Here is a 21993-nt window from a genome sequence, read left to right on the forward strand (position 1 = left end):
ATCACTTAGCCTTTCGCTCGGTCAAGACCTCGAACGAGTAGTTCTGCTCAGTCGCGGTGACCGGCCGCGCCCGTAACTTGCTGGCATGAAGGAGCGCACCTGGGCGAGATCGATCGCCGTCATCGTGTTCTGGGCGCTGGGCCTCGGTCTCGGCGTGGCCGTCGTCGTCGGCATCATCGCGACGAGCGTCCAGTCCGCGAACTGCCTGCCCGACGAGGAGTGCCTGTCAATCCTCGGCGGCGTCGCGTACGGCGCTCTCGGCGGCGGGATCGTCATGGCGCTCGCGATCCTGGTATTCGCAATCCGTCTGCACGTCGGCGCGATCTTCGGCGTGGGCGCTGCGGTCGGAGTACTGGTCCTGCTCGCCGCGGCATGGGCATCGCTCCTCGGGTGGGGCCAGCCACTCCTCTTCCTGGCCGCTGTCGCGTTCTCGGTCAGCACGGTTCTCCAGGGCTGCTACCGGCCGGCCGCCGGTGGACACCGGCAGTGGTCGCGACCGTCGCCGGTGGCGGTTCTGATCGCGGCAGGCGTCGTACTCCTCGGCGCCTTCCCGGCCGGTTTCAAGCTCTCCAAGGTGTGGTCGGAACAGCGGCGGATCGAGGCTGTCATCGCCCGGCCGCTGCAGACCGACCTGGACGGCACCTGGCCTTACACCGTGCGCTCGTGGGACTCCGGGTTCGAGTACGACGTGATGGAGCCACCGGCGAACGGACAGCGGATCGCCGAGGTCACTGTCACCGTGCGCAACGCGGCCCCGGACCAGGCGCCGTGCACCGGCTTCACCGACCGTGTCGAAGGCCCGGTAACGGTGACCGGCTGCACGGAGCTCGCCCCGAACCTGTGGCAAGGGCAGGGCGCCCACGGCGAGACCCAGTACTTCGTCCACGCCGGCGATCGCCAGTGGGCCTACGTCCGGGCCGGAACCTATGGCGGCGCGGACGCCCAGCGACGGCACGACGCCCGCGCCGAACAGATCGCGAGATCACTTCGACCGCGCTCAGCCTTTCCCCTCGCCGCCGACTCGGTCGGCTGCGGCTTCTGCGAGTGGCTGGCGTAACAGCCACTCGCGGAAGACGCGCGGGGTCAGGGAGTGACGGTGATCGGGGAGCCGTTGGAGACGAGCGACCAGTCGCCGGTGTGGAAGGTGTTGGGGTCTACGGAGCCGGTGGCAATGACGTAGTCGATCATCAGCTGGCGAATCTCGACCTGACGGTTGTAGACGACCGGGGCGGTCTTGACGTGCGGGAAGTTGCCGCCGCCGGACTGGCGGTAGTTGTTGACCGCGACAACGAACTGCTGGTCGGCAGCCACCGGCGTGCCGTCGTACGCGAGGTCCGTGATCCGCGCGCCGGGCGCCTTGGCGATGTCGATCTTGTAGGTCAGTGGCTTCGACAGGCCGCCGAGGATGTCGTAGTTGTAGTCCGGCGTGCCGTTCGGCGCGGTCGGGGTCGGCGCGTTGGTGACCTGGTCGGACGCGAACGGCCCGGTGCCGGTCACTTGCTTGAAGTACTGCGCGGAGAACTCCAGGTACTCCTTGATCTGAGTACCGTTCATCGTCACCGCGAGCAGCGTGTTGTCGAAGACATAAAGCCCGGCGACGTCGCGGATCGAGACCTCGCCGGCCGGGATCGCGGCCGCCCGGTTGAACGGGGCCGCGATCGCCAGCACCGGCAGCGACGCCTGCGGCGTACCGGCGAGGGCCTTCGAGACCGCGTCGGCCTGGATGAAGTTCACGAAGTCCAGCGCGGCGGTGTCCTCCCACGGCGCGGTCGCCGCGGACATCGCCTCGGTGCACGTGCCGATCTTCGAGTTCACGTACTCGACGACCTTGTCGTGGTCCTTCTGCAGCAGCGCCACGACGTCCGGGTCGGCGTCGACGGTGTTCGCGTTCAGCACCTGGCTGTGCCGGCCGACGACCCTCCACTGCCCGTGGACCTTCTGCAGGTCGAGGTCGAACAGCGACAGCCGCATGCCCCACTTCAGCGGCTCGCTGAGCACCACCTGCTCGCCGCTCGTCTTGTTCGTGACGAGCCGCTCGGGGATCTCCAGGTGGGCGTGGCCGACCAGGACGGCGTCGATGCCCGGGACGGTCTCGGCCATCAGCACCGACGCGTTCTCCGGGTACGGCAGCGCGTCGCCGTACGACGAGGACAGGTCCATCCCCGAGTGCACGGAGGCGATCACGACGTCGGCGCCGGCCTGGCGGACCCGCGGTGCCCAGATCTTCGCGAGCTCGACGATGCCGCCGAACTTCAGCTTGTTCTCGACGTTCGCCTTGTCCCAGATCGCGATGCCCGGGTTGGTCAGGCCGAGGATGCCGACCGTGATCGGCTTCTCCCCCGGCACCTGAACCCGCTTCAGCGTGTACGGCGGGAACACCGGCAGACCCGTGGTCCAGTCCTGGGCGTTCGCGCCGAGCAGCGGGAACCGCAGCTGCCGCTGGAACTTGCGGAGGATCTCGAGGCCGTAGTTGAACTCGTGATTGCCGAGCGCGGCGGCGTCGTACCCGATCCGGTTCATCGCGGCCGCCATCGGGTGCGTGTGACCGCCGGTGATGGGCTCGATCTTCGCGAAGTAGTACGCCAGCGGCGTGCCCTGGATGGTGTCGCCGGCGTCCAGCAGCAGCGGGCGCGGCGCACGCCGGTCCGCGGCGATCCGGTCCCGGACAGCGCTGACCAGCGTGGAGATCTTGGCCAGGCCGATGTCGTTGTGCGCGCTGTCGTCGTACTCGGTGTTCTTGAAGTAGTCCCAGTTGAACACGTTGCCATGCAGGTCGGTGGTGCCCATCACGGTCAGCCGGACGGTCTTCCCGGGCCCGCCGCGGTCGTCACCCGCGTACGCCGGGACCGCCTGGAAACCGGCCGCGGCCAACGCCGCCGCGCCGCCGATCACCGTACGTCGTGTCATGCTCGTCCGCTCACCGCTGTCCGTCATCGCCCCGCCTTACAGGTCTTCTCACCGGGATCTCCGGCCCGAAAGCACACCATACGGGCGACACACCCCCACCCCGCGAACGCATGGCCCCGCTCACGCGAGAAGATGCCCCTCATGACCGCCCTCATGCCACGCCTCCGGCGCGGCGGGTCACGGGGCTGGAACTTCCGCCCTTCCCTCGTCGCTCCGGTCGCTGCGCTCCCTCCGCTCCTCAGTCCAGGGCGGAAGGCCCCGTGACCAAGCCGCCCGGCAAAGTTCTGCCGTTGGTCGCCGCCCTCCTTTGCGGTGCCGTCCTCGCCCAAGCCGCCACGCCGTCCGACCACTCCGTCACGTCCGCCGCCGCCCCCGTCTCCCCGGCGACCGGCCACGGACTGCTGGGTACGACGGTCACGTCCAAGCGGGGCGAACCTTCGTCGACGAAACAGCCCAGACAACCTGCGCAGCCCGCCAAGCCCCCGGTCGCCAAGCCGCCCGCCGACGACTGGAACCTGGCGGCGCACGGGAAGGTGCTCTACCTGACCTTCGACGACGGCCCTCAGCACGAGTGGACCCCGAAGGTTCTGCAGCTACTGCGCAAGCACAAGGCGCACGCGACGTTCTTCGTGCTCGGGATCCAGGTGGCGCAGTACCCGGAACTGATCGCCGCCGAGCGGGCCGCCGGGCACACCATCGGCAATCACACCTGGGACCACAAGACGCTGACCCTGCTGCCGGACGCGAAGGTACGGCAGGAGATCGCCACCGGCGTGAAGTCGAAGTGCCTGCGGCCGCCGACCGGTGCCACGAACGCGAAGATCGAGGCCATCGCCGCGTCGTACCACCAGCGGCAGGTGCTCTGGGACGTCGACACCAAGGACTGGGAGAAGCCCGGCGCCGCCAGCATCGAGCACGCGATCATGGCCGGGGCCCGTCCCGGCGCGATCATCCTGGTGCACGACGGCGGCGGCAACCGCTCCCAGACCGTCGCAGCCCTCGACCGAGCCCTGACCAAACTCACCAAGCTCGGCTACACGTACCGCGCGCTGCCCTGCTAGCGCGCGATGCCTGCGGCGCCGTTGGAGAAGTGCTTGATGGCCTCGTCGATGACGTGCACCGGCTGGTCGAGGGCCTTGACCAGGAACATGCCGGTGGGGCGCAGCAGCGGGTTCGGCTTCACGACGCTGCGGACCGACGGCTGGTCGAGGCCGCGGACACCGGCCGTTGTAGCGCCGACGCCGCGGACCAGGGCCAGGTCGAGCATGTACTGCCCGAGCAGCTTGTGCTGCGTGAAGCCGCGGACGGTTGCCCAGGGCAGCACGACGGGGAACGCAGCGCCATCGCAGGCCAGCTCGAGTCCCTTGGCGGAGATCCGCATCGCCACGGGCGGCAGCTCGTTGGCGTCGTACCACTCAACCCGCTCGGCCTGCAGGCGGTAGACCAGAACCGTGCTGAGTTCCAACGGGATCATCACCACGATCAGCAAGAGCGCGAACGGCCACATCCCGGAGCCGCGGAAGGCGATCAGCGCGTAGATCGCGGCCACGATCCCGATCGCGCCGAGCGCCAGCGTCACCCACGCGCCGCGCCGCTCGACGGTCCGCACCACCTCACGCCGGCGCAGCACAGCGTCCCGGTCGATCCCGACCACCAACGACTGCCCCGGCTCCCGTGGCGGCACCTGCACCTCCGGCCCGACCTCTGAAGTACTGACCTCTGAAGTACTGACCTCTGAAACCTGTGAAGCTACGTCCCCGTCCTCACTCACAGGGGACAGAATCCCACAGACCGCTACGACTTGCGGCGACCCGCCCAGGTCCAGGCGTAGACGCCGTCGTCGACGGCCTGGCCGCCCTCGCCGAGTTCGAGCGGGCGGAAGGTGTCGACCATGACCGCCAGCTCCTCGAAGCGCTCGGCGCCCAGCGAGGCCTCGATCGCCGACGGCTGCGGGCCGTGCGCGTACCCGCCGGGGTGCAGCGAGATCGACCCGAGCCCGATCCCGGAGCCCTTCCGCGCCTCGTAGTCGCCGCCGCAGTAGAACATCACCTCGTCGGAGTCGACGTTCGAGTGGTAGTACGGCACCGGCACCGACAGCGGGTGGTAGTCGACCTTCCGCGGCACGAAGTTGCAGACCACGAAGTTGTACCCCTCGAACACCTGGTGCACGGGCGGCGGCTGGTGCACGCGCCCGGTGATCGGCTCGAAGTCGCTCACGTTGAACGTGTACGGGTACAGGCAGCCGTCCCACCCGACCACGTCGAACGGGTGCGTCGCGTACGTCATCCTGCTGCCGACGATGCCGCCGGCCCCGTTCCCGCGGTGCTTGACGAGCACCTCGACGTCGGTCCCCTCGACCACGAGCGGCTCGGTGGTGGGGTGCAGGTCGCGTTCGCAGTACGGCGAGTGCTCGAGGAACTGCCCGTACCGCGACAGGTACCGCTTCGGCGGCGCGATGTGCGAGTTGGCCTCGATCGCATACGCGTGCACGCCCTCCGGTCCGGGCAGCCAGCGGTGCGTGGTCGAGCGGGGGATGATCACGTAGTCGCCCTGGACCGCGTTCAGGACGCCGAACACGGTCTCCACGGTCGCCGAGCCCTTCTCGACGTACACGCACTCGTCGCCGATCGCGTTCCGGTAGTACGGCGACGGCTGCTCGGCCACGACGTACGAGATCCGGACGTCACCGTTGCCGAGCACGAGCCGCCTGTCCTCCACGGCGTTCGACTTCGACGTGTCGGTGAACAGGTCGTGCAGCTTCAGGTGCCGTGGCGTGAGCGGGTGGTTCGGGACGGTGGCGAGATCCGGCAGGTCCCACACCTGGGAATCGACGATCGCGGACGGTACGCCGGCGTGGTAAAGCAGCGAAGAGTCCGACGAGAACCCCTCCTCACCCATCAGCTCCTCGTAGTAGAGCCCGCCGTCCGGTTTCCGGAACTGCGTGTGCCGCTTCGGTGGTACATCCCCGACCTGCCGGTAGAACGCCATCTCCGCCACTCCTGCGTGTACGTTATCCGGACGCATGCGTCCGCTTACCGAAAGCATCCGTTAGGCTTCCACCCATGTCAACCGTCCCTGCGCTGTACCGGCACCTGGTCGACGACGCCTCGATGTTCCCGCCGGGCGACCTGCCGCTGCCCGAGGCCGTCGCGGCCCACCACGTCCACCGCCGGTCGCCGTACGCCGACCTGGTCGGCACCTTCGTGTGCACCGACGACGACCTGATGAAGGTCGCCGCCGAGGCAGCCCGCACCGGCACAGCACCGCTCCGCGTCGCGGTGGTGATCTCCGGCGGCGCCGGCGGGATCGAGCCCGTGATCCGCTGGGGCGACCGCTCGAAGGACGTCGAGGTGACCGCGGTCGAGGTCCGGCTGCGCGACGAGGACGACCTGTCCCGGAACGCGCTGCGCGTGGTCCGTGCGTGCGACGACTGCCTCGACGAGGAGACGGCGTACGTCGAGGTCGGCCTGGACGGAGCGTGGGAGCGCGCGCTCGACGTGGTCGCCGACGCCGGGTACGCCGCGAAACTCCGCACCGGCGGCCTCGACGCCGCGCTGTTCCCGTCGGCCGGCCAAGTGGCGTCCTTCATCACTGCTTGCCTCGACCGCGAGGTGGCCTTCAAGTGCACAGCCGGTCTGCACAACGCGGTCCGGCATACCGCTGAGGACACCGGCTTCGAGCACCACGGGTTCCTCAACGTCCTGCTCGCGACCCGGGCGTCGCTCGACGGGGCCACACACGACGAACTGGTCGAGCTACTCGGCCAGCGGGACGGTGAGGTCCTGGCGGCGCGGGCGCGCGAGTTGTCCGACGATCAGGCAGCGAGCACGCGCCGGTGGTTCACGTCGTTCGGCTCCTGCAGCATCGACGAGCCACGGCAGGACCTCACAACGTTGGGGTTGATGGCATGAGTTGGATCGACATCCCCGACGGTTCGCCGTTCGGGCCGGATAACCTGCCGCTCGGCGTGTTCCGGCACAGCGATGAGGAGCCGCGGGTGGGTGCGGCGATCGGCGACCAGCTCATCGACCTCGCGCCGGTCGCGTCCGCGCAGATGCTGGACGGCGCGCAACTGTTCGCGGAGCCGACGCTGAACGCGTTCCTCGCGCTCGGCCGCCCGGCCTGGCGCGCCACCCGGAACTGGCTGCTCGACCTGGTCCGCAACGAGAACGACCGGGACACCGTCGAGCCGCACCTGATCCCGCAGTCCGCGGTGACGATGCAGTTGCCGTTCGAGGTCGGCGACTACGTCGACTTCTACGCCTCCGAGCAGCACGCGTCGAACCTCGGCCGGCTGTTCCGCCCGGACTCCGAGCCGCTGCTGCCGAACTGGAAGCACCTGCCCGTCGGCTACCACGGCCGCGCCGGCACCATCGTTGCCAGCGGCACCGACATCGTCCGCCCCTCCGGTCAGCGCAAGCCCCCGGACGCGGCGGCGCCGACCTTCGGCCCGTCCCAGCGGCTCGACATCGAGGTCGAGCTCGGCTACGTCGTCGGTACGCCGTCAACGCTCGGAAAGCCTGTTCCTGTTGAGGATTTCGAGGAGCACGTGTACGGCGTGGTCGTCGTCAACGACTGGTCCGCGCGCGACCTGCAGGCCTGGGAGTATGTGCCGCTCGGCCCGTTCCTCGGCAAGTCCTTCGCCACGTCGATCTCCCCCTGGGTCGTCTCGCTCGACGCGCTCGCGGCCGCTGCAGTCCCGCTCCCGGCGCAGGACCCGCCCGTCCTCCCCTACCTCAGCGGGAACAGCCTGACGAACTTCGACATCACCTTCGAGGTCTTCCTGAACGGTCACCTGGTGAGCACCCCGCCGTACAAGGATCTCTACTGGTCGCCCGCGCAGATGCTCGCGCACATGACCGTCAACGGCGCCAGCGTCCGCACCGGCGACTTCTACGCGTCCGGGACCGTCAGCGGGCCGGCAAAGGACCAGCGCGGCTCGTTCATCGAGCTGAGCTGGGGCGGCCGCGAGCCCCTGCTCGTGGACGGGAAGGAACACACCTTCCTCGAGGACGGCGACGAGGTCACGATCACCGCCTGGGCGCAGTGCGCGGACGGCACCCGCCTCGGCCTAGGCGAGGTCACCGGCCGGATCACCCCCGCCCGCACCCCACCAGCCTGACCCCTCTCCACCCCGCCTCTCATCACCCCGTCTTTGAGCTCCCACCAACCATCTGCGACCGCTCGAAACGGTTGGTGCGAGCCCAAAGTGGGTTCTTCGGGCACGGAGGCGAGGGAACATTGTTCATTAGTGTTTGTTTCTCTTGACGAGTTAGCGCTTACGTGCGAACTTCGTCGGCATGAAACGTTCAGTGGGGTGTGGAGTACTGGCTGTAGCCCTGGCCGCCGGTGTGCTGAGCGTGCCTTCCGGTGCGCACGCCGACAGCACGGACGGCGATCTGACGCTGCGGTCGAGCGAGTTGACGGTCACCGTCGGGGCGGACTTTCCCCGGGTGGTCAAGTACGTCGACAACGCCTCCGGGCAGGCCCTCGGGGGTCAGCCGGACGCGATCTCGACGGTCACGATCGACGGCGTGGCCCGGACCGCGCATCTCGCCGCGTCGCCGACGGTCGACGGCGGGCGAGCGTCGTACACGCTGGCCTTCGACGCGCTGCCCGGCGTCGAGTTGGATGCGAGCCTGAGCGTGACGGGGCGGGTGACGAAGTTCGCGATCGACGCGGTGCGTGACACCGAAACGAGTCGCGTGCACACCATCGACATTCCGGACCACGACCTGGTGTCAGTAGCGAGTACTGACGCTGGCGCGACGACTGCGTTCACCACGCTGGACCCGGACTCGACCCGGACCGCGGACAAGATCGCGCCGGTCACCGCGAGCACGCCGGGCGAGACGGCCGCGACCGGAGCGGCGTATGCGTTCGTCAACACCAGCGGGCTCGCGGCGGGCATCGAGTCGAACTCCGTGTACGACAAGCCGTCCGGGCCACCGGTCGACGACGGCGCCCGGTTCTGGCACCGCGCCCGCAAGGTCGCCGATGGCAGTACGCGTGTCGGCGTGTGGAGCGGCCAATGGACCTACCGTGCCGACACGTCGCCGTACACCGAACCGCTCCCCTGGGCGAAGGTCGTCGTCACGCCCGACGCGAACAACGACCGGACGGTCGACTGGGAGGACGGCGCGGTCGCGTTCCGCTCGATCATGACCGAGCCGAACGGCGGCGACCAGGTCAAGAACCGGGTGATCACGCACATCCCGTTCAACTTCGCCAGTCAGGCCACGCACCCGTTCCTGCGGACGCTCGACGACGTCAAGCGGATCTCGCTGGCGACCGACGGCCTCGGTCAGATGGCGGTCCTCAAGGGGTACGGCGCTGAAGGCCACGACTCCGCCCACCCGGACTACGGCGGCAACTACAACACCCGCGCCGGCGGACTGACCGACCTGAACACGCTGCTCAAGCAGGGCAAGTCCTGGAACGCGGCGTTCGGCGTCCACGTCAACGCGACCGAGTCCTACCCGGAGGCGAACGCGTTCAGCGAGGACCTGGTGGACAAGAACGCCAAGGGCTGGAACTGGCTGAACCAGAGCTACTACATCAAGCAGCGCCCGGATCTTGCCTCCGGCAACATCGTGAAGCGGTTCCAGCAGCTCCGCGACGAGACCGACAAGAACCTGCAGGAGCTGTACATCGACGTGTACTACCAGTCGGGCTGGCTCGCCGACGGCTTGTCCCGGCAGCTCGCCGGCCAGGGCTGGCAGATCGCCACCGAGTGGGCCGACCGGCACGAGCGGACGTCGCTGTGGTCGCACTGGGCCAACGACCTCGACTACGGCGGACCCACCAACAAGGGCCTGAACAGCAAGATCATCCGGTTCGTCCGCAACCACGAGAAGGACGTCTGGAACAACGACCCGATCCTCGGCCAGACCGCGATCGTCGAGTTCGAGGGCTGGACCGGCGAGACCGACTGGAACGCGTTCTACACCAACATCTGGCAGCGCAACCTGCCCGCGAAGTTCCTGCAGCAGCAGAAGATTCTCGACTGGAACAGCGGCGACATCATGTTCACCGGCGGTGTCCACGGCGCGGTCGAGAACGGCAAGCGCACGGTGTACGCCGGGAACGCGAAGGTGCTCGACGGCGACAAGTACCTACTGCCGTGGGACGACAACAAGAAGCTGTACCACTACAACCCGGCAGGCGGCCGCACCACCTGGCAGGTGCCCGCGGCGTTCGCCGCTACCCGGTCCTTCTCCGTCTACAAGCTGACCGACACCGGCCGGGTCAAGGTCGCCACCGCGCCCGTCCGCAACGGCAGCATCAGCCTCGACGCGAAGGCCGGCCAGCCGTACGTCGTCTACCCGGACACGGCGCCGACGCCGCGGCCCGCGAACTGGGGCGAGAGCTCGCACGTCAAGGATCCCGGCTTCAACGCCGGCAACCTCGCGGCCTGGAACATCAGCGGTAACGCGACGATCGGCACCCTCGAGAACGGTCAGCACGTCGCCGAACTCGGCACCAAGGCATCATCGATCCGGCAGCAGCTCACCGGCCTCACCCGAGGTCGCACCTACAGCGCCTCGGCCTGGATCGAGGTGGAGCCGGGCAAGTCCCGTCCGACCACGGTGAGCGTCGACGGCGCCCGCAACCAGGTCATCAGATCGACGGCGCAGAACATGGTTGCCGCCGACGACAAACACGAGGCGTACTACCAGCGCGTCCGGGTCGTGTTCCAGGCCAAGGGAAGCACCGCCGACCTGACCATCGGGGCCGCCGCAGGCGCCGCGCGGGTTCGTCTCGACGATGTGCGGGTGGTCGAAACGACCACGCCCGCGGCCGGGCTGGTCGACGACTTCGAGCACGTCGACCAGGGCTGGGGGCCGTTCGTGAAGGGCGATGCCGGTGGTGTCACCGACCCGCGGACAGTGCTCGCTCCCAAGCACGCGCCGTACACGCAGGCGGGCTGGAACGGGAAGCTGGTCGACGACGTACTCGACGGCAACTGGTCGCTCAAGTCGCATGAGGAGAACGAAGGGCTGGTCTACCGAACCGCGCCGTGGACGGTGAACTTCCAGCCGGGCCACAAGTACAAGGTCAGCTTCGACTACGAGAGCGGTCGCGCCGGTCAGTACGCGTGGGTCCAGGGTGTCGACCGGCCCGCGTCCGTGGAGGTCAAGGCGACGCCGATCGGCGAGCAGCGGACAAAGGCGACGTTCAACCAGGAGTTCGTGGCCGGTTGCGGTGGCGACTACTGGGTCGGACTGCGCAAGCTCACCGACGGCGGCGATCAGAGCGACTTCGTCATGGACAACTTCGCCGTGACCGATCTCGGTACGACGTCGCAGCCGGCGGACTGCACCTCGGTCGCGGTTTCGGGCCTCACCGGGCTTGTCTCCGGTGAAGCGAACACCGTCACCACCACGTTCACCAACAACGACGTGGTGGCCGCCAGCAACATCACGTTGGGTCTGAACGCACCGGACGGCTGGACCGTCACGGCGACCACGCCGGCGACCCACGCGACCGTTGCCGCAGGCACCAGTGTGACGACTACGTGGGACGTCACTCCCCCAGCCGGTACGCCGGAAGGCAAGTACCCGGTGACTGCGACGGGTGGGCAGGCGACGATCAGTGCGGAGGCCACCGTGCTGCCACCGGGGATCGTTCCGCAGTCGCGGATCAAGGTGGCCGACGTGAGCAGTGAGGATGTCGCCACGGGTGGTGCCGCGACCTCGGCACTGGACGGAAACCCCAGTACTCTTTGGCATTCCGCCTGGTCCGAGGTCAGTACGCCGGCCGGTTACCCGCACTACATGACGCTCGATCTCGGGTCGACGTACCAGGTGAACGGGTTCGGCTACCTGCCGCGGCAGAGTGGCACGAACGGGATGTTCAAGGGGTACGAGATCTATGTGAGCGCGGACGGGCAGGACTGGGGTACGCCGGTTGCGACCGGGCAGTTCCCGAACTCCACCGCCGTACAGCGGGTCGACTTCACCGCGAAGCCCGGACGGTACGTGAAGTTCGTCGGCACCAGTTCTCTGAACGGCGCGGTCTTCGGATCGGCCGCCGAGTTCAACGTGTACGGCACGCACTGAACAACGCAGCGGCGCCACTCCCGCCCCCTGGGAGTGGCGCCGCCGCGTCGATCACTTGACGTACGTGATGGAGACCGACGGGCTCGCGGTCTTCGCGGCGACGACGCGGAACTCGTTGACCCCGGCCCGGCCGCTGGCGACCCAGACCGAGTAGGTGCCCTTACTGGTCACCTTCGTGGTAGCCGGGAAGTTCACCCACTTGCCGCTCTGCAGACGCTGCACCTGGACGACAGTGCCCTTCGCGATGCCGGTGGTCTTGCCGGTCAGCGGGACCTTCGCCCACAGCGGGACGTAGGTGCCGGCCGCCTTGATCGTGATCGACCTGGCCACCGCGGTTGTGCTGACCGCGGTGTTCGACGTACCGGCCGCGTTGGCCTGCAGGGCGCCGGCGATACCGAGGCCCCCGGCAGCCAGTGCGAGACCGGCGACGACGGCGGCGGAACGGCGGATGAACTGTGCACGCATGATGTCTGGTTTCCCCTCGTTTTGTTGGTGTTACGGAGGGGAAGACGCGGTGGTCGCAGGAAAGGTTGTGTTACGACTCCGTCTCAGGTCCGGGCGGAAGTACCAAGCGGGCCAGGGCGCCGCCGCCAGATCCATCTTTTGAAGGCGCAGCGCCGAACGTCAGCTCGGCGCCCAGGACCTTGGCGTGCCCGACCGCGATGGTCAGGCCGAGGCCGTGCCCGGCGCCGCGTTCGGCCATCCCGGACCGGAACCGGCGCGGGCCCTCGGCAATCAGTTCCTCGGGGTAACCGTTGCCGTGATCAACGACCTCGACAGTCCGGCCGCTGACCGTGACCTCGACCGGCGGCCGGCCGTGCCGCAACGCGTTGACGATCAGGTTCGCCAGGATCCGCTCGATCCGCCGCGAGTCGGTCGACACCGTCTCGTCCGGCCCGGTCTGGCGCACGATCACGCTGTCCGGTGCGAGCGACTGCTGCATCCGCAACCGCCCGACCGCCGAGCCCACGAACGCGCCGAGCCCGACCAGTTCCAGATCGGCCTGCTCGACGCCCGAGTCGAACCGGGCGATCTCCAGGAGATCCTCGACCAGCCGCCGCAGCACCTTGGCCCGGTCGCGCACCAGTTCACTGGGGCGGCCGGGCGGCAGGAGCTCGGCGGCGGTGGTCAGCCCGGTCACCGGCGTCCGCAGATCGTGGGCAACGTCCGCGGTGAAGCGTCGCTCTGCCTCGAGCTGGCCGCGCAGCGAACTGGCCATCGTGTCGAGAGCGGTTGCCAACGACTGCACCTCGTCCTTGCCTTTGCCAACGGCCTCGGCTGCGGACGCGTCCAGGTCACCCGCCGCGATCCGCCGGGCCGTGCCCGCGACCGCGACGATCCGTTTGGACAGGCTGCCGGCCAGGATCACGCTGACCAGCGCGACCAGCGCGACCGTGCCGATCCCGCCGAGGATCAGGGCCTGCTGCAACGCCTTCATCGAGTCGTCGGTGCTCTCGTAGTCCTGCTCGATCGAGAGCACCTTGCCGTCCTTGACCGCGACCGCCGCCCACATCTTCGCGTGCGGCGACCCGGTCTTGAACGTGGCCCGCTTGCCTTGGAGCACCGCCTCCCGCAACTGCGGCGGCAGGTCCGGATCGTCCAGCTTCGCCCCGAACACCGGTACGTCGTTGGTGTCGTAGCTCTGCGCCGCGAGCTGGATCCGCTCGTCGGCGAAGCTGCGCGTCCGGTCCAGCCGGGCCGACTGGGCCTGGGTGTAGACCGCGACGCACAGCACCAGGATCGCGAGCGCGGAGACCAGCAGGAAGATGAGGCCGAGCTTGCCGCGCAGTCCCATCTACTAGGCCCGCAGCTTGTACCCGAAGCCCCGGACGGTTTCGATGCGGTCGGCACCGATCTTGGTCCGGAGCCGCTGCAGGTGGACGTCGACCAGCCGGCCGTCGCCACCCCACTCGTAGTCCCAGACCCGTTGCAGCAACGTCGACCGGCTCAGCACTACACCGGGGTTGTTCGCGAACTCGATCAGCAGCTTGAGCTCGGTCGGCGTCAGCTGGACGGTCTGTCCGCTGCGCCGTACCTCCAGCGCCTCCCGATCCAGCTCGAGGTCGCCGAACGACTCCACGCCGGAGCCGGCCGCCGGTGCCGGACGCTCCGGGTCCGAGACCGCGCGCCGCATCACCGCCCGCAGCCGTGCCACCAGCACCTGGGTGTCGAACGGTTTGGTCACGTAGTCGTCGGCGCCGGCCTCCAGGCCGAGGACGACGTCGAGGGCGTCTCCGCGCGCCGACACCATCACGATCGGGACCGTGCTGGTCTCACGGATCCGTCGGCACACCGAGATCCCGTCCAGTCCGGGCAGCATGATGTCGAGCATCACGACGTCCGGATGGATCTTCTCGAATCGCTCGATCGCTTCCAGGCCGTCCTCGGCCGTGGTCACGTCGTAGCCGTGCCGCTCGAGGGTCAACTGCGTCGCCTCACGGATCACCGCGTCGTCCTCAACCATGAGAATGCGCGCTGCCGGTTCTTCCGGTACCACGAACTTCAGTCTCCCTACTGGTCCGTCGAGCTCACCTTGATCATCTGCCGCCCGTTCCAACGGTAGACCTCGACCCGCCGGCCGGACGGGCAGCAGACCGGGTCGTCGATCGCGAAGATCTTCGACTCGACCACCAGGTCACCTTGCGGGCTGGCGTTCACGGTCGGTTGCTCGACGTCCAGGTTCCAGATCGGTCGCGGGCCGGTCGGCTCGACGGCGATCAGGAAGATTCCGAAGACGAACTTTTCCAGAGTATGGATCAGAACGATCTGCTGAGGTGTACCGCTGTGCAATACATCAACGGTCTTACCCCTGCTGAGGCAACGCGAAATCACGGTGCAATTCGAAAGGACTGTCCGCGAGTAGCTGGACAGGTGCCGATCGGCGAGTAGCCGGGCACGGACCTTGTACAGGTCGACGGGCGCTACCGGGGTCCGCTGGGCGTGCGGCGAGGTGCTGCCGAACGCGACCGACGGCGTCGGGGTCGCCGGAGGGGGTGGCTCGGGGCCCTCGACGCGCAGCCCGCCGCCGTTCCCGCAGGCGGCGAGCGTGATCGTCGCGACCACCGCGGCGACGGCAGGCAGCACGGTACGGCGCCACAGACCCATCGGGCGCCTCCTACCCTGCATCAAGTCCCCCCGCGAATTCGAACACGTCCTCACTTCCATGGTCTCGGCCGGACGTCACATTCGACGGGCATGGACGTCGAGTGGCCCCGGCAGTTGTATTGCGGTTCCGTCACAGCATCACTCAAGGGGTCGGTCAGCGGGTCACCCGGCGACGACCTTCCCCGGATTCAGCAGGTTCTTCGGGTCCAGGGCGTTCTTGATGGCCCGGTGTACGTCGAGTGCGACCGGCCCGATCTCCTCGGCCAGCCAGGTGCGCTTCAGCACCCCGACCCCGTGCTCGCCGGTGATCGTGCCGCCGAGCTCCAGCCCGATCTCCATCACCCGGTCGAACGCGACCTGGGCCCGCTCGGCCTGCGCCGGATCGGTCTGGTCGAAGACGACCGTCGGGTGCATGTTGCCGTCCCCGGCGTGCCCGAGGACCCCGATCGTGATGTCCAGCTCGGCCGACAGTTCCTCGACCCGGCCGATGAACTCGGCCAGCCGCGAGCGCGGTACGGCGACGTCGTCGATCATCGTCGTACCGAGTTCCTCCAGCGCGGTCAGCGCGGCCCGGCGGCCCTCGAGCAACAGCTCGCCCTCGGCGTCGTCCTCGGCCTCGATGCACTCCAGCGCGCCGTGGTCGCGGCACAGCTTGGCCACCGCGGCGACATCGGCCGCGCCCGCCTCGCCGCCCGCGTCGGACTGCGCGATCAGCATCGCGGCTGCCTCGTCGGGAAGGTCCATCCGCTTGTACTTGTTGACCGCGCGGATCGTGGTCCGGTCCATGATCTCCAGCAGGCTCAGCGAGACGCCGCTGCGGATGATCTCCAGGATCGCGTTCCCGGCCTCGACGCCGGAGCCGAACAGGGCGGCCATGGTCTTCGGTTTCGCGGCGGCCGGGCGCAGCGCCAGGGTGGCCTCGGTGATGATGCCGAGCGTGCCTTCGCTGCCGACGATCAGCTTCGCCAGGTCGTAGCCGGCGACGCCCTTCACGGTCTTCCGCCCGGTCCGCAGGACCCGGCCGTCGGCGAGCACCACCTCCAGGCCGAGCACGTAGTCCGTGGTCACGCCGTACTTCACGCAGCACAGGCCGCCCGAGTTCGTGGACAGGTTGCCGCCGATCGAGCAGAACTCCCAGCTGGACGGGTCCGGCGGGTAGAACAGCCCGTGCTCGGCGACCGCGCGGGACAGGACGGCGTTGTAAACGCCCGGCTGCGTGACGACGTACCGGTCGATCGGCTCGATCGCCAGGATCCGGTCCATCTTCTCCAGCGAGATGACGATGCAGCCGTCGAGCGCGTTGGCGGCTCCGGACAGGCCGGACCGCGCGCCCTGCGGCACGATCGGTACGCCGGCCTCGGCCGCGATCCGCACCGCTGCCTGGACGTGCGCGGTCTCCCGGGCCAGGACGACGGCGAGCGGCACCCCGGCCGGGCAGAACATCGCCCGGTCGTACCGGTAGCTCTCCATCCGGTCCGGATCGGTCACCAGCGCCTCGGGCGGCAGCACCTGACGCAGCTGCTCGACAACCTCACTCATGAGTCGAGCCTAATGAATACTCCGCGGTACTGCGCGCCCCAGTCCGCCCGCCAGTTTCAGCGGGTGCGCTTGGTGGCGTTCTCCGAGATCTCCTCGTAGCCGCCGCCGTAGTTGTGGTACTCGCGGCCGACGGCGGCGAACGTGATGCTGCCGGCGGTCGCCTTCACCTTCGGTGTCCGGCAGGTGCGCTGGCCCTGGATCACCGAGCCGTTGCCGCCGCTGCTGTCGCAACTGAGCACCCGGCCGTTGTTGCCGCCGCCGTACTGCACCAGGAAGGCGTTGGCCTTCGCGTTGGCCACCAGCGGCGACGCCATGGTGATCTCGGCCCAGTACTGGTAGCAGCTGTCCCGGACGAGCCGGACCGTTCCCCAGCTGGGCGGCTGATGGTTACGCAGCATCGGCGCCGATGCGATGGACCTCGCGCCCGAGCAACTGGCGGCCGTGGCCGCCTCGGCCGGGAGGGCCGACAACGCGATCGCGCCCACGCCGGCCAGGCCGGCGGTGCTGAGCAGAATGCTCAGTGTCTTCATGACGAAACCCTTCCTGAGTGCACGCCCCGACGCACACTCAGGAAGGCACACTACGCGAACGGAGCCTGCCCGGACAGTCATTCCGGTAATCGGACGGCGACACGCCGTATGCAGTTGCTACCGGCAAGGTTCTGGGCGTCGGTTACCCGCTTAACCGGGTCTAGAGGGTGCTCAGGCACCCTCTCAAAGGTTGCCGCGGCGCTCTTGTTCGCGCTCGATGGCCTCGAAGAGCGCCTTGAAGTTGCCTTTGCCGAAGCCGAGTGAGCCGTGCCGCTCGATGAGTTCGTAGAACACCGTCGGGCGGTCGCCGATCGGCGCGGTGAAGATCTGCAGCAGGTAGCCGTCCTCGTCCCGGTCGACCAGGATGCCGCGCGACTGCAGGTCCTCGATCGGCACCCGCACCTCACCGATCCGGGCCCGCAGCTCGGGGTCCTCGTAGTAGGAGTCCGGGGTGTTCAGGAACTCGACGCCGTTGGCCCGCATGATGTCGACGGTGCGCAGGATGTCGTTGGTCGCGAGCGCGATGTGCTGCGCGCCGGCGCCGTCGTAGAACTCCAGGAACTCGTCGATCTGCGACTTCTTCTTCGCCACCGCCGGCTCGTTCAGCGGGAACTTGACCCGGTGGTTGCCGTTGGCGACGACCTTGCTCATCAGCGCCGAGTAGTCGGTGGCGATGTCGTCGCCGATGAACTCCGCCATGTTCACGAAGCCCATCACCTTGTTGTAGAAGGCAACCCACTCGTCCATCTTGCCGAGCTCGACGTTGCCGACGACGTGGTCGACGGCCTGGAACAGCCGCTTCGGGTGGCCCTCGGGGCGGGTGACCTTGGTGGTCGCCGCGACGAAGCCGGGCAGGTACGGACCGTCGTACTTGCTCCGGTCGATCAGTGTGTGGCGGGTGTCGCCGTACGCCGCGATCGCCGCGCGGCGGACCGTGCCGTGTTCGTCGCTGACGTCGTTCGGCTCCTCGAGGACGACGGCGCCGACCTTGCGGGCGTGCGCGATGCACTTGTCGACGTCCGGGACCTCGAGGGCGAGGTCGGCGACGCCGTCACCGTGCTTGCGGTGATGGTCGAGCAGCGTGCTCTTCGGGCTGACACCGCCGGAGATGACGAAGCGGGCGGAGCCGGCCTTCAAGACGTACGCCTTGCTGTCCTTGGAGCCGGTCTCGGGACCGGAGTACGCGACGAGGTCCATCCCGAACGCGAGCTGGTACCACTTCGCGGTCTGGGTGGCGTTGCCGACCACGAACACCACCGCGTCCATGGCGGTGACCGGGAACGGGTCGGTGCTCTCGTCGTACGGCACCAGGCCGACGAGCTGCTTCAGCTGGTCGAGGTCGAGATCGGCGTCGAGCTCTGCGGGCGTGAGGTCGGTGCTGGTCATCGGGGTCCTCCCGGGTCGGTATCGTGCAGCCGAGCCTGGTAGGTAGGCGCAGGTTGCGCAACAGTTCCTTGTTTCGCTGGACAACCTGTGCAGTATGCTGCGGATGTTGCTGGACTATTTGGTCAGTCTGACCATCTCGGGAGGTTGGCCATGACGGTCGATGCGCTGGACGCCCGGATCCTGGGGTTGTTCGCGGCCGAGCCGCGGGTCGGCGTACTGGAGGCGTCGCGCCGGCTGGGGGTCGCGCGCGGGACCGTGCAGGCGCGGCTCGACCGGCTGCAGCGCGAGGGCGTGGTGCGCGGGTGGGGGCCGGACATCGACACGAGCGCGATCGGCTACCCGGTGACGGCGTTCGCGACCCTGCAGATCGAGCAGGGCTCAGGGCACACCACGGTCGCCGAGGCGCTCGCCCGCATCCCCGAGGTCCTCGAGGTGCACACCATCACCGGCGCCGAGGACCTGTGGTGCCGCATCGTCGCCCGCTCGAACGCCGACCTCCAACGCGTGATCGACCAGGTAGTCATCGTCCGAGGCATCCAGCGCGCCTCCACCGTGATCGCCCTCGCCGAGCAGATCCCCCACCGAGTACTCCCGCTGGTCGACGCGGCCACCAAACCCCAACCCCATTTGCCTGGCTGACCAGGCAAATGCGGGGTTCGTGACCCTCAACCAGGGTCACAAACCCCCGATCTGGCTGGTGGGCCAGGCAAATTGGTGGGTCAGCCAGGCAAATGGGGTGAGGGGCGTCCGCGTCAGGCGAGGCGTTTGGCTACTTCTACTGCGGCTCGGGCTACTCGGGGGCCCACGAAGTCGCGGTCGAGTTTGCCGAGGACGACGACGCCGATGGATGCCTCGACGCCGGGAACGCCCAGGACGGGCGAGGACACGCCTTGGGCGCCGGCCTGGAGTTCGCCGGAGGTGACGACGAAGGGGCGGCCGGCGGGGTCCGGTTTGCGGCGGCCGGCCAGGATCGCCTTGCCGGCGGCGCCCTGGTCGAGCGAGTGCCGCGAACCCATCCGGTAGGAGACGTGGTAGTCGGTCCAGCTCGGCTCGACGACCGCGATCGCGAGGGCCTCCTCACCGTCCGCGACCGTCAGATGCGCGGTGGCGCCGGTGTCCTCGGCGAGCGAGCGCAGGACCGGGAGCGCAGCGTCACGCAGCGTGGGCTGCACGCGGCGGCTGTAGTGCAGTACGGCGAGACCGAGCCGGGCGCGGCCCTCGCTGTCACGGCGTACAAGCCGATGCAATTCGAGCGTGTTCACCAGGCGGTAGACGACCGTGCGACTGACGCCGAGCGCCGCGGCGAGCTCGGTGATGGACAGCCCGTCAGGGGCGTCCGCCAGCAACTCGAGGACGGTCAGCCCCCGGTCGAGCGTCTGCGAGGTCTCGGCGGGCATCTAGAAAGAGTATCCGTTATCCGGGCGCGGCCCGATGGCCCCGTATCTTGCTGCCGTGCGAAATTACTGGTCGCTGCTCCCAGCTGTCGTCGTGATCGTCGTTCTGATCCTGGTCTATGCCGTTCCGACCATCATCAATCCGCAGTGGACGAGCTCGATCACGGCGATGTTCCGCACCACGGCGGTGCCGGCCGACGCCACCCCCGAGGAGGCCCGCCGGGCGGCCGGCATCCTCGGCCCGCAGCAGCTGAAGTCCCGCCGGATGCTGGCGATCGCGATGGTCGTCGGAGCGGTCGCGCTGATCGGCTTCAACATCTCGTTGAACCGCGAGGCGGTCGGCTGCTACAAGGCCGCCCGCGCGTTCGGGGCGATCGACGGCCCGGACACCAAGGATCCGTGCATCGACATGATCTACGGCACGTTCATCGGCGACGGCTCGCGCCCGCCCGACGAGAAGAGCCCGCAGCCGGTGAAGTACTACCAGCGGGTGGACGGGAAGAAGCCGAAGTACCTCAAGTGGATCCAGAACGCCCCCAAGTACGACGAGGCCGACCTGCTGTTCGGCACCGTCGGCAAGTGCGCGTCGGACCTCAGTGTCCAGCAACTCGACGACAAGATCATGGTGGTCGTCGACGCCGACGCGCCCTGTCCGGAGGACAGCAACATGTCGATCACCCCGATCAAGCTGAAGAAGCCGCTCGGCGACCGCAAGATCGTGACCGTCGACGACGAGCCGGTGAGCGAGATCAACCCGGACATGGACTCCTGGTTCACGGTCCTGAAGAAGCTGGCGACCGGCGGCTGATCAGCTGAGCTCGCGGGTCTGCGAGTCGTAGACCCGGAACGGCCGGTTCCGCGCCAGCAGGATCAGCAGCCCGGTGACGCAGACCGCGGCACCGCCGAGCAACGCGACGGTCGGGCTCGTCAGCGACGCCGTCGTACCGGCGACGAAGTCACCGAGCCGCGGGCCACCGGCAACGACCACGATGAACACCCCCTGCAGCCGGCCGCGCATCGCGTCCGGCGCCGCGGACTGCAGCACCGTGTTCCGGTACGCCGAACTCACCATGTCGGCCGCCCCGGACAGCGCGAGCAGCGCGACGCCCAGCCAGATCGTCCGGGACAGCCCGAACAGTCCGACGGCAGCGGCGTACGCCGTGATCGCCAGCACGATCGCCACGCCCTGACGGCGTACCCGGGTCACCCAGCCGGAGAAGATCACCCCGATCAGCGCCCCGATCGCGGGCGCGGCCTGCAGGAGACCGACGGTCCGTACGCCGCCGCCGAAGAACGCGCCCGCGACCGCCGGGAACAGCGCCCGGGGTTGCGCGAACACCATCGCGAAGATGTCCGCGAGGAACGTCGCCAGCAACGCCGGCGCGGCGCGCAGGAACGTGAACCCCTCCAGCACCGAGCGCAGCCCGGCCCGCCGTACGGCGCCGGTCGGAGGCACCGGCGGCAGCCGGAACAGCGCGTACAGCGCGGCGGTGAACGTGATCACGTCGACCAGGTACGCCGCCGCGAACCCGTGCCAGGCGATCACCGCCGCGCCGAGCAGTGGTCCGGCGGTGAAGCCCAGGTTGAACGCGGCCTGGCTGAGCGTGTTCGCGGCCGGCAACAGTTCGGGCCGGATCAGCCGCGGGATGATCGCGGACCGGGCCGGGTTGTTGACCGCGAAGCACGCCGACTGACAGGCCACCACGGCGTACAGCACCGAGACCTGTGCCCAGTCGAAGTGCGACTGCACCACCAGGACCATCGAGAGCAGCCACAGTCCCGTCGACGAGACGAGGGCGAGCGTACGGCGGTCGATCGCGTCGGCCATCGCACCGCCGTACAGCCCGAAGACGATCAGCGGAACCAGCGAGCACAGGCCGACCAGCCCGACCGCGAACGTCGAGTGCGTCATCGCGTACACCTGGATCGAGACGGTCACCGCAGTCATCTGCTGACCGAGCTGCGACACCGTCGACCCGATCCACAACCGCCGGAAGTCGGCGGACTCACGCAGCGGGCGGAGGTCGGTGAGCAGACGCACGCAGACAACTTATGTCACAACGTGAAAAA

General features: G+C 68.6%; 19 protein-coding genes. 7 read left to right on the plus strand and 12 right to left on the minus strand.

The genetic code is table 11. The features are described 5' to 3' along the window. Positions 1 to 85: 85 nt before the first annotated feature. Complete coding sequence (locus tag EV647_RS10180; RefSeq protein WP_134001294.1) at positions 86 to 1057, plus strand: hypothetical protein; 972 nt, start codon at positions 86 to 88, stop codon at positions 1055 to 1057. 26 nt (positions 1058 to 1083) lie between these two features. Here EV647_RS10180 and EV647_RS10185 read toward each other — a convergent pair whose 3' ends face one another. Further along, a complete protein-coding gene (locus tag EV647_RS10185) occupies positions 1084 to 2934 on the minus strand; it encodes a bifunctional UDP-sugar hydrolase/5'-nucleotidase (RefSeq protein ID WP_134001296.1) in 1851 nt (616 codons plus the stop codon). Between the two features lie 233 nt (positions 2935 to 3167). On the opposite strand from EV647_RS10185, the gene EV647_RS10190 reads away from it, so the two are divergent. Next, the gene (locus tag EV647_RS10190) at positions 3168 to 3968 is read left to right on the plus strand and encodes a polysaccharide deacetylase family protein (RefSeq protein WP_202876091.1); all 801 of its coding nucleotides are present in this window, start codon (positions 3168 to 3170) and stop codon (positions 3966 to 3968) included. On the opposite strand, the gene EV647_RS10195 is transcribed toward EV647_RS10190, so the two are convergent. Together EV647_RS10195 and EV647_RS10200 are read right to left on the minus strand one after the other, a co-directional pair. After that, a complete protein-coding gene (locus EV647_RS10195; protein WP_134001298.1) occupies positions 3965 to 4591 on the minus strand; it encodes a hypothetical protein in 627 nt (208 codons plus the stop codon). The genes EV647_RS10190 and EV647_RS10195 overlap by 4 nt on opposite strands. 110 nt (positions 4592 to 4701) lie before the next feature. Next, on the minus strand, positions 4702 to 5895 hold the full coding sequence (locus EV647_RS10200) for a homogentisate 1,2-dioxygenase (RefSeq protein ID WP_134001300.1): 1194 nt from the start codon (positions 5893 to 5895) through the stop codon (positions 4702 to 4704). Between the two features lie 74 nt (positions 5896 to 5969). On the opposite strand from EV647_RS10200, the gene EV647_RS10205 reads away from it, so the two are divergent. The 3 genes from EV647_RS10205 (at position 5970) to EV647_RS10215 (ending at position 11969) form a co-directional block, all read left to right on the plus strand. Then, entirely contained in the window at positions 5970 to 6818 is an 849-nt protein-coding gene (locus tag EV647_RS10205) for a hypothetical protein (RefSeq protein ID WP_134001302.1), read from the plus strand. Then, entirely contained in the window at positions 6815 to 8029 is a 1215-nt protein-coding gene (gene fahA, locus EV647_RS10210) for a fumarylacetoacetase (protein ID WP_134001304.1), read from the plus strand. Before EV647_RS10205 ends, fahA begins: the two co-directional genes overlap by 4 nt. 178 nt (positions 8030 to 8207) lie before the next feature. Next, the gene (locus EV647_RS10215; protein WP_134001306.1) at positions 8208 to 11969 is read left to right on the plus strand and encodes an endo-alpha-N-acetylgalactosaminidase family protein; all 3762 of its coding nucleotides are present in this window, start codon (positions 8208 to 8210) and stop codon (positions 11967 to 11969) included. Between the two features lie 51 nt (positions 11970 to 12020). Here EV647_RS10215 and EV647_RS10220 read toward each other — a convergent pair whose 3' ends face one another. From EV647_RS10220 to hppD, 7 genes are all read right to left on the minus strand, one after another. After that, positions 12021 to 12434: a hypothetical protein gene (locus EV647_RS10220; RefSeq protein WP_134001308.1), complete on the minus strand. Its 414-nt coding sequence runs from the start codon at positions 12432 to 12434 to the stop codon at positions 12021 to 12023. Positions 12435 to 12504: 70 nt separating this feature from the next. Beyond that, entirely contained in the window at positions 12505 to 13764 is a 1260-nt protein-coding gene (locus EV647_RS10225) for a HAMP domain-containing sensor histidine kinase (protein ID WP_134001310.1), read from the minus strand. A 3-nt stretch (positions 13765 to 13767) separates the two neighbouring features. Next, entirely contained in the window at positions 13768 to 14466 is a 699-nt protein-coding gene (gene cseB / locus EV647_RS10230) for a two-component system response regulator CseB (protein WP_131293492.1), read from the minus strand. 14 nt (positions 14467 to 14480) lie between these two features. Then, positions 14481 to 15074: a hypothetical protein gene (locus EV647_RS10235; protein WP_238177127.1), complete on the minus strand. Its 594-nt coding sequence runs from the start codon at positions 15072 to 15074 to the stop codon at positions 14481 to 14483. A gap of 162 nt (positions 15075 to 15236) precedes the next feature. Further along, on the minus strand, positions 15237 to 16613 hold the full coding sequence (locus EV647_RS10240; protein WP_134001312.1) for an FAD-binding oxidoreductase: 1377 nt from the start codon (positions 16611 to 16613) through the stop codon (positions 15237 to 15239). A 56-nt stretch (positions 16614 to 16669) separates the two neighbouring features. Next, a complete protein-coding gene (locus EV647_RS10245; protein ID WP_134001314.1) occupies positions 16670 to 17143 on the minus strand; it encodes a DUF2690 domain-containing protein in 474 nt (157 codons plus the stop codon). Positions 17144 to 17326: 183 nt separating this feature from the next. Beyond that, a complete protein-coding gene (hppD, locus tag EV647_RS10250) occupies positions 17327 to 18529 on the minus strand; it encodes a 4-hydroxyphenylpyruvate dioxygenase (RefSeq protein WP_134001316.1) in 1203 nt (400 codons plus the stop codon). 150 nt (positions 18530 to 18679) lie between these two features. Between hppD and EV647_RS10255 the strand changes: the two genes are divergently transcribed. Beyond that, complete coding sequence (locus EV647_RS10255) at positions 18680 to 19168, plus strand: Lrp/AsnC family transcriptional regulator (protein ID WP_134001318.1); 489 nt, start codon at positions 18680 to 18682, stop codon at positions 19166 to 19168. Positions 19169 to 19281: 113 nt separating this feature from the next. Here the strand turns inward: EV647_RS10255 and EV647_RS10260 are convergent, their stop codons facing one another. Then, a complete protein-coding gene (locus EV647_RS10260; RefSeq protein ID WP_130382015.1) occupies positions 19282 to 19926 on the minus strand; it encodes an IclR family transcriptional regulator in 645 nt (214 codons plus the stop codon). A gap of 55 nt (positions 19927 to 19981) precedes the next feature. Here EV647_RS10260 and EV647_RS10265 point away from each other — a divergent pair, with 55 nt between their 5' ends. Continuing rightward, entirely contained in the window at positions 19982 to 20731 is a 750-nt protein-coding gene (locus tag EV647_RS10265) for a hypothetical protein (RefSeq protein WP_238175255.1), read from the plus strand. Here EV647_RS10265 and EV647_RS10270 read toward each other — a convergent pair whose 3' ends face one another. Continuing rightward, complete coding sequence (locus EV647_RS10270) at positions 20732 to 21964, minus strand: MFS transporter (protein WP_134001322.1); 1233 nt, start codon at positions 21962 to 21964, stop codon at positions 20732 to 20734. It abuts the gene before it with no gap. Between the last annotated feature and the right edge of the window lie 29 nt (positions 21965 to 21993).

This window comes from Kribbella sp. VKM Ac-2566 (genome assembly GCF_004366005.1).
GTDB classification, from domain to species: Bacteria; Actinomycetota; Actinomycetes; order Propionibacteriales; family Kribbellaceae; genus Kribbella; species Kribbella pratensis.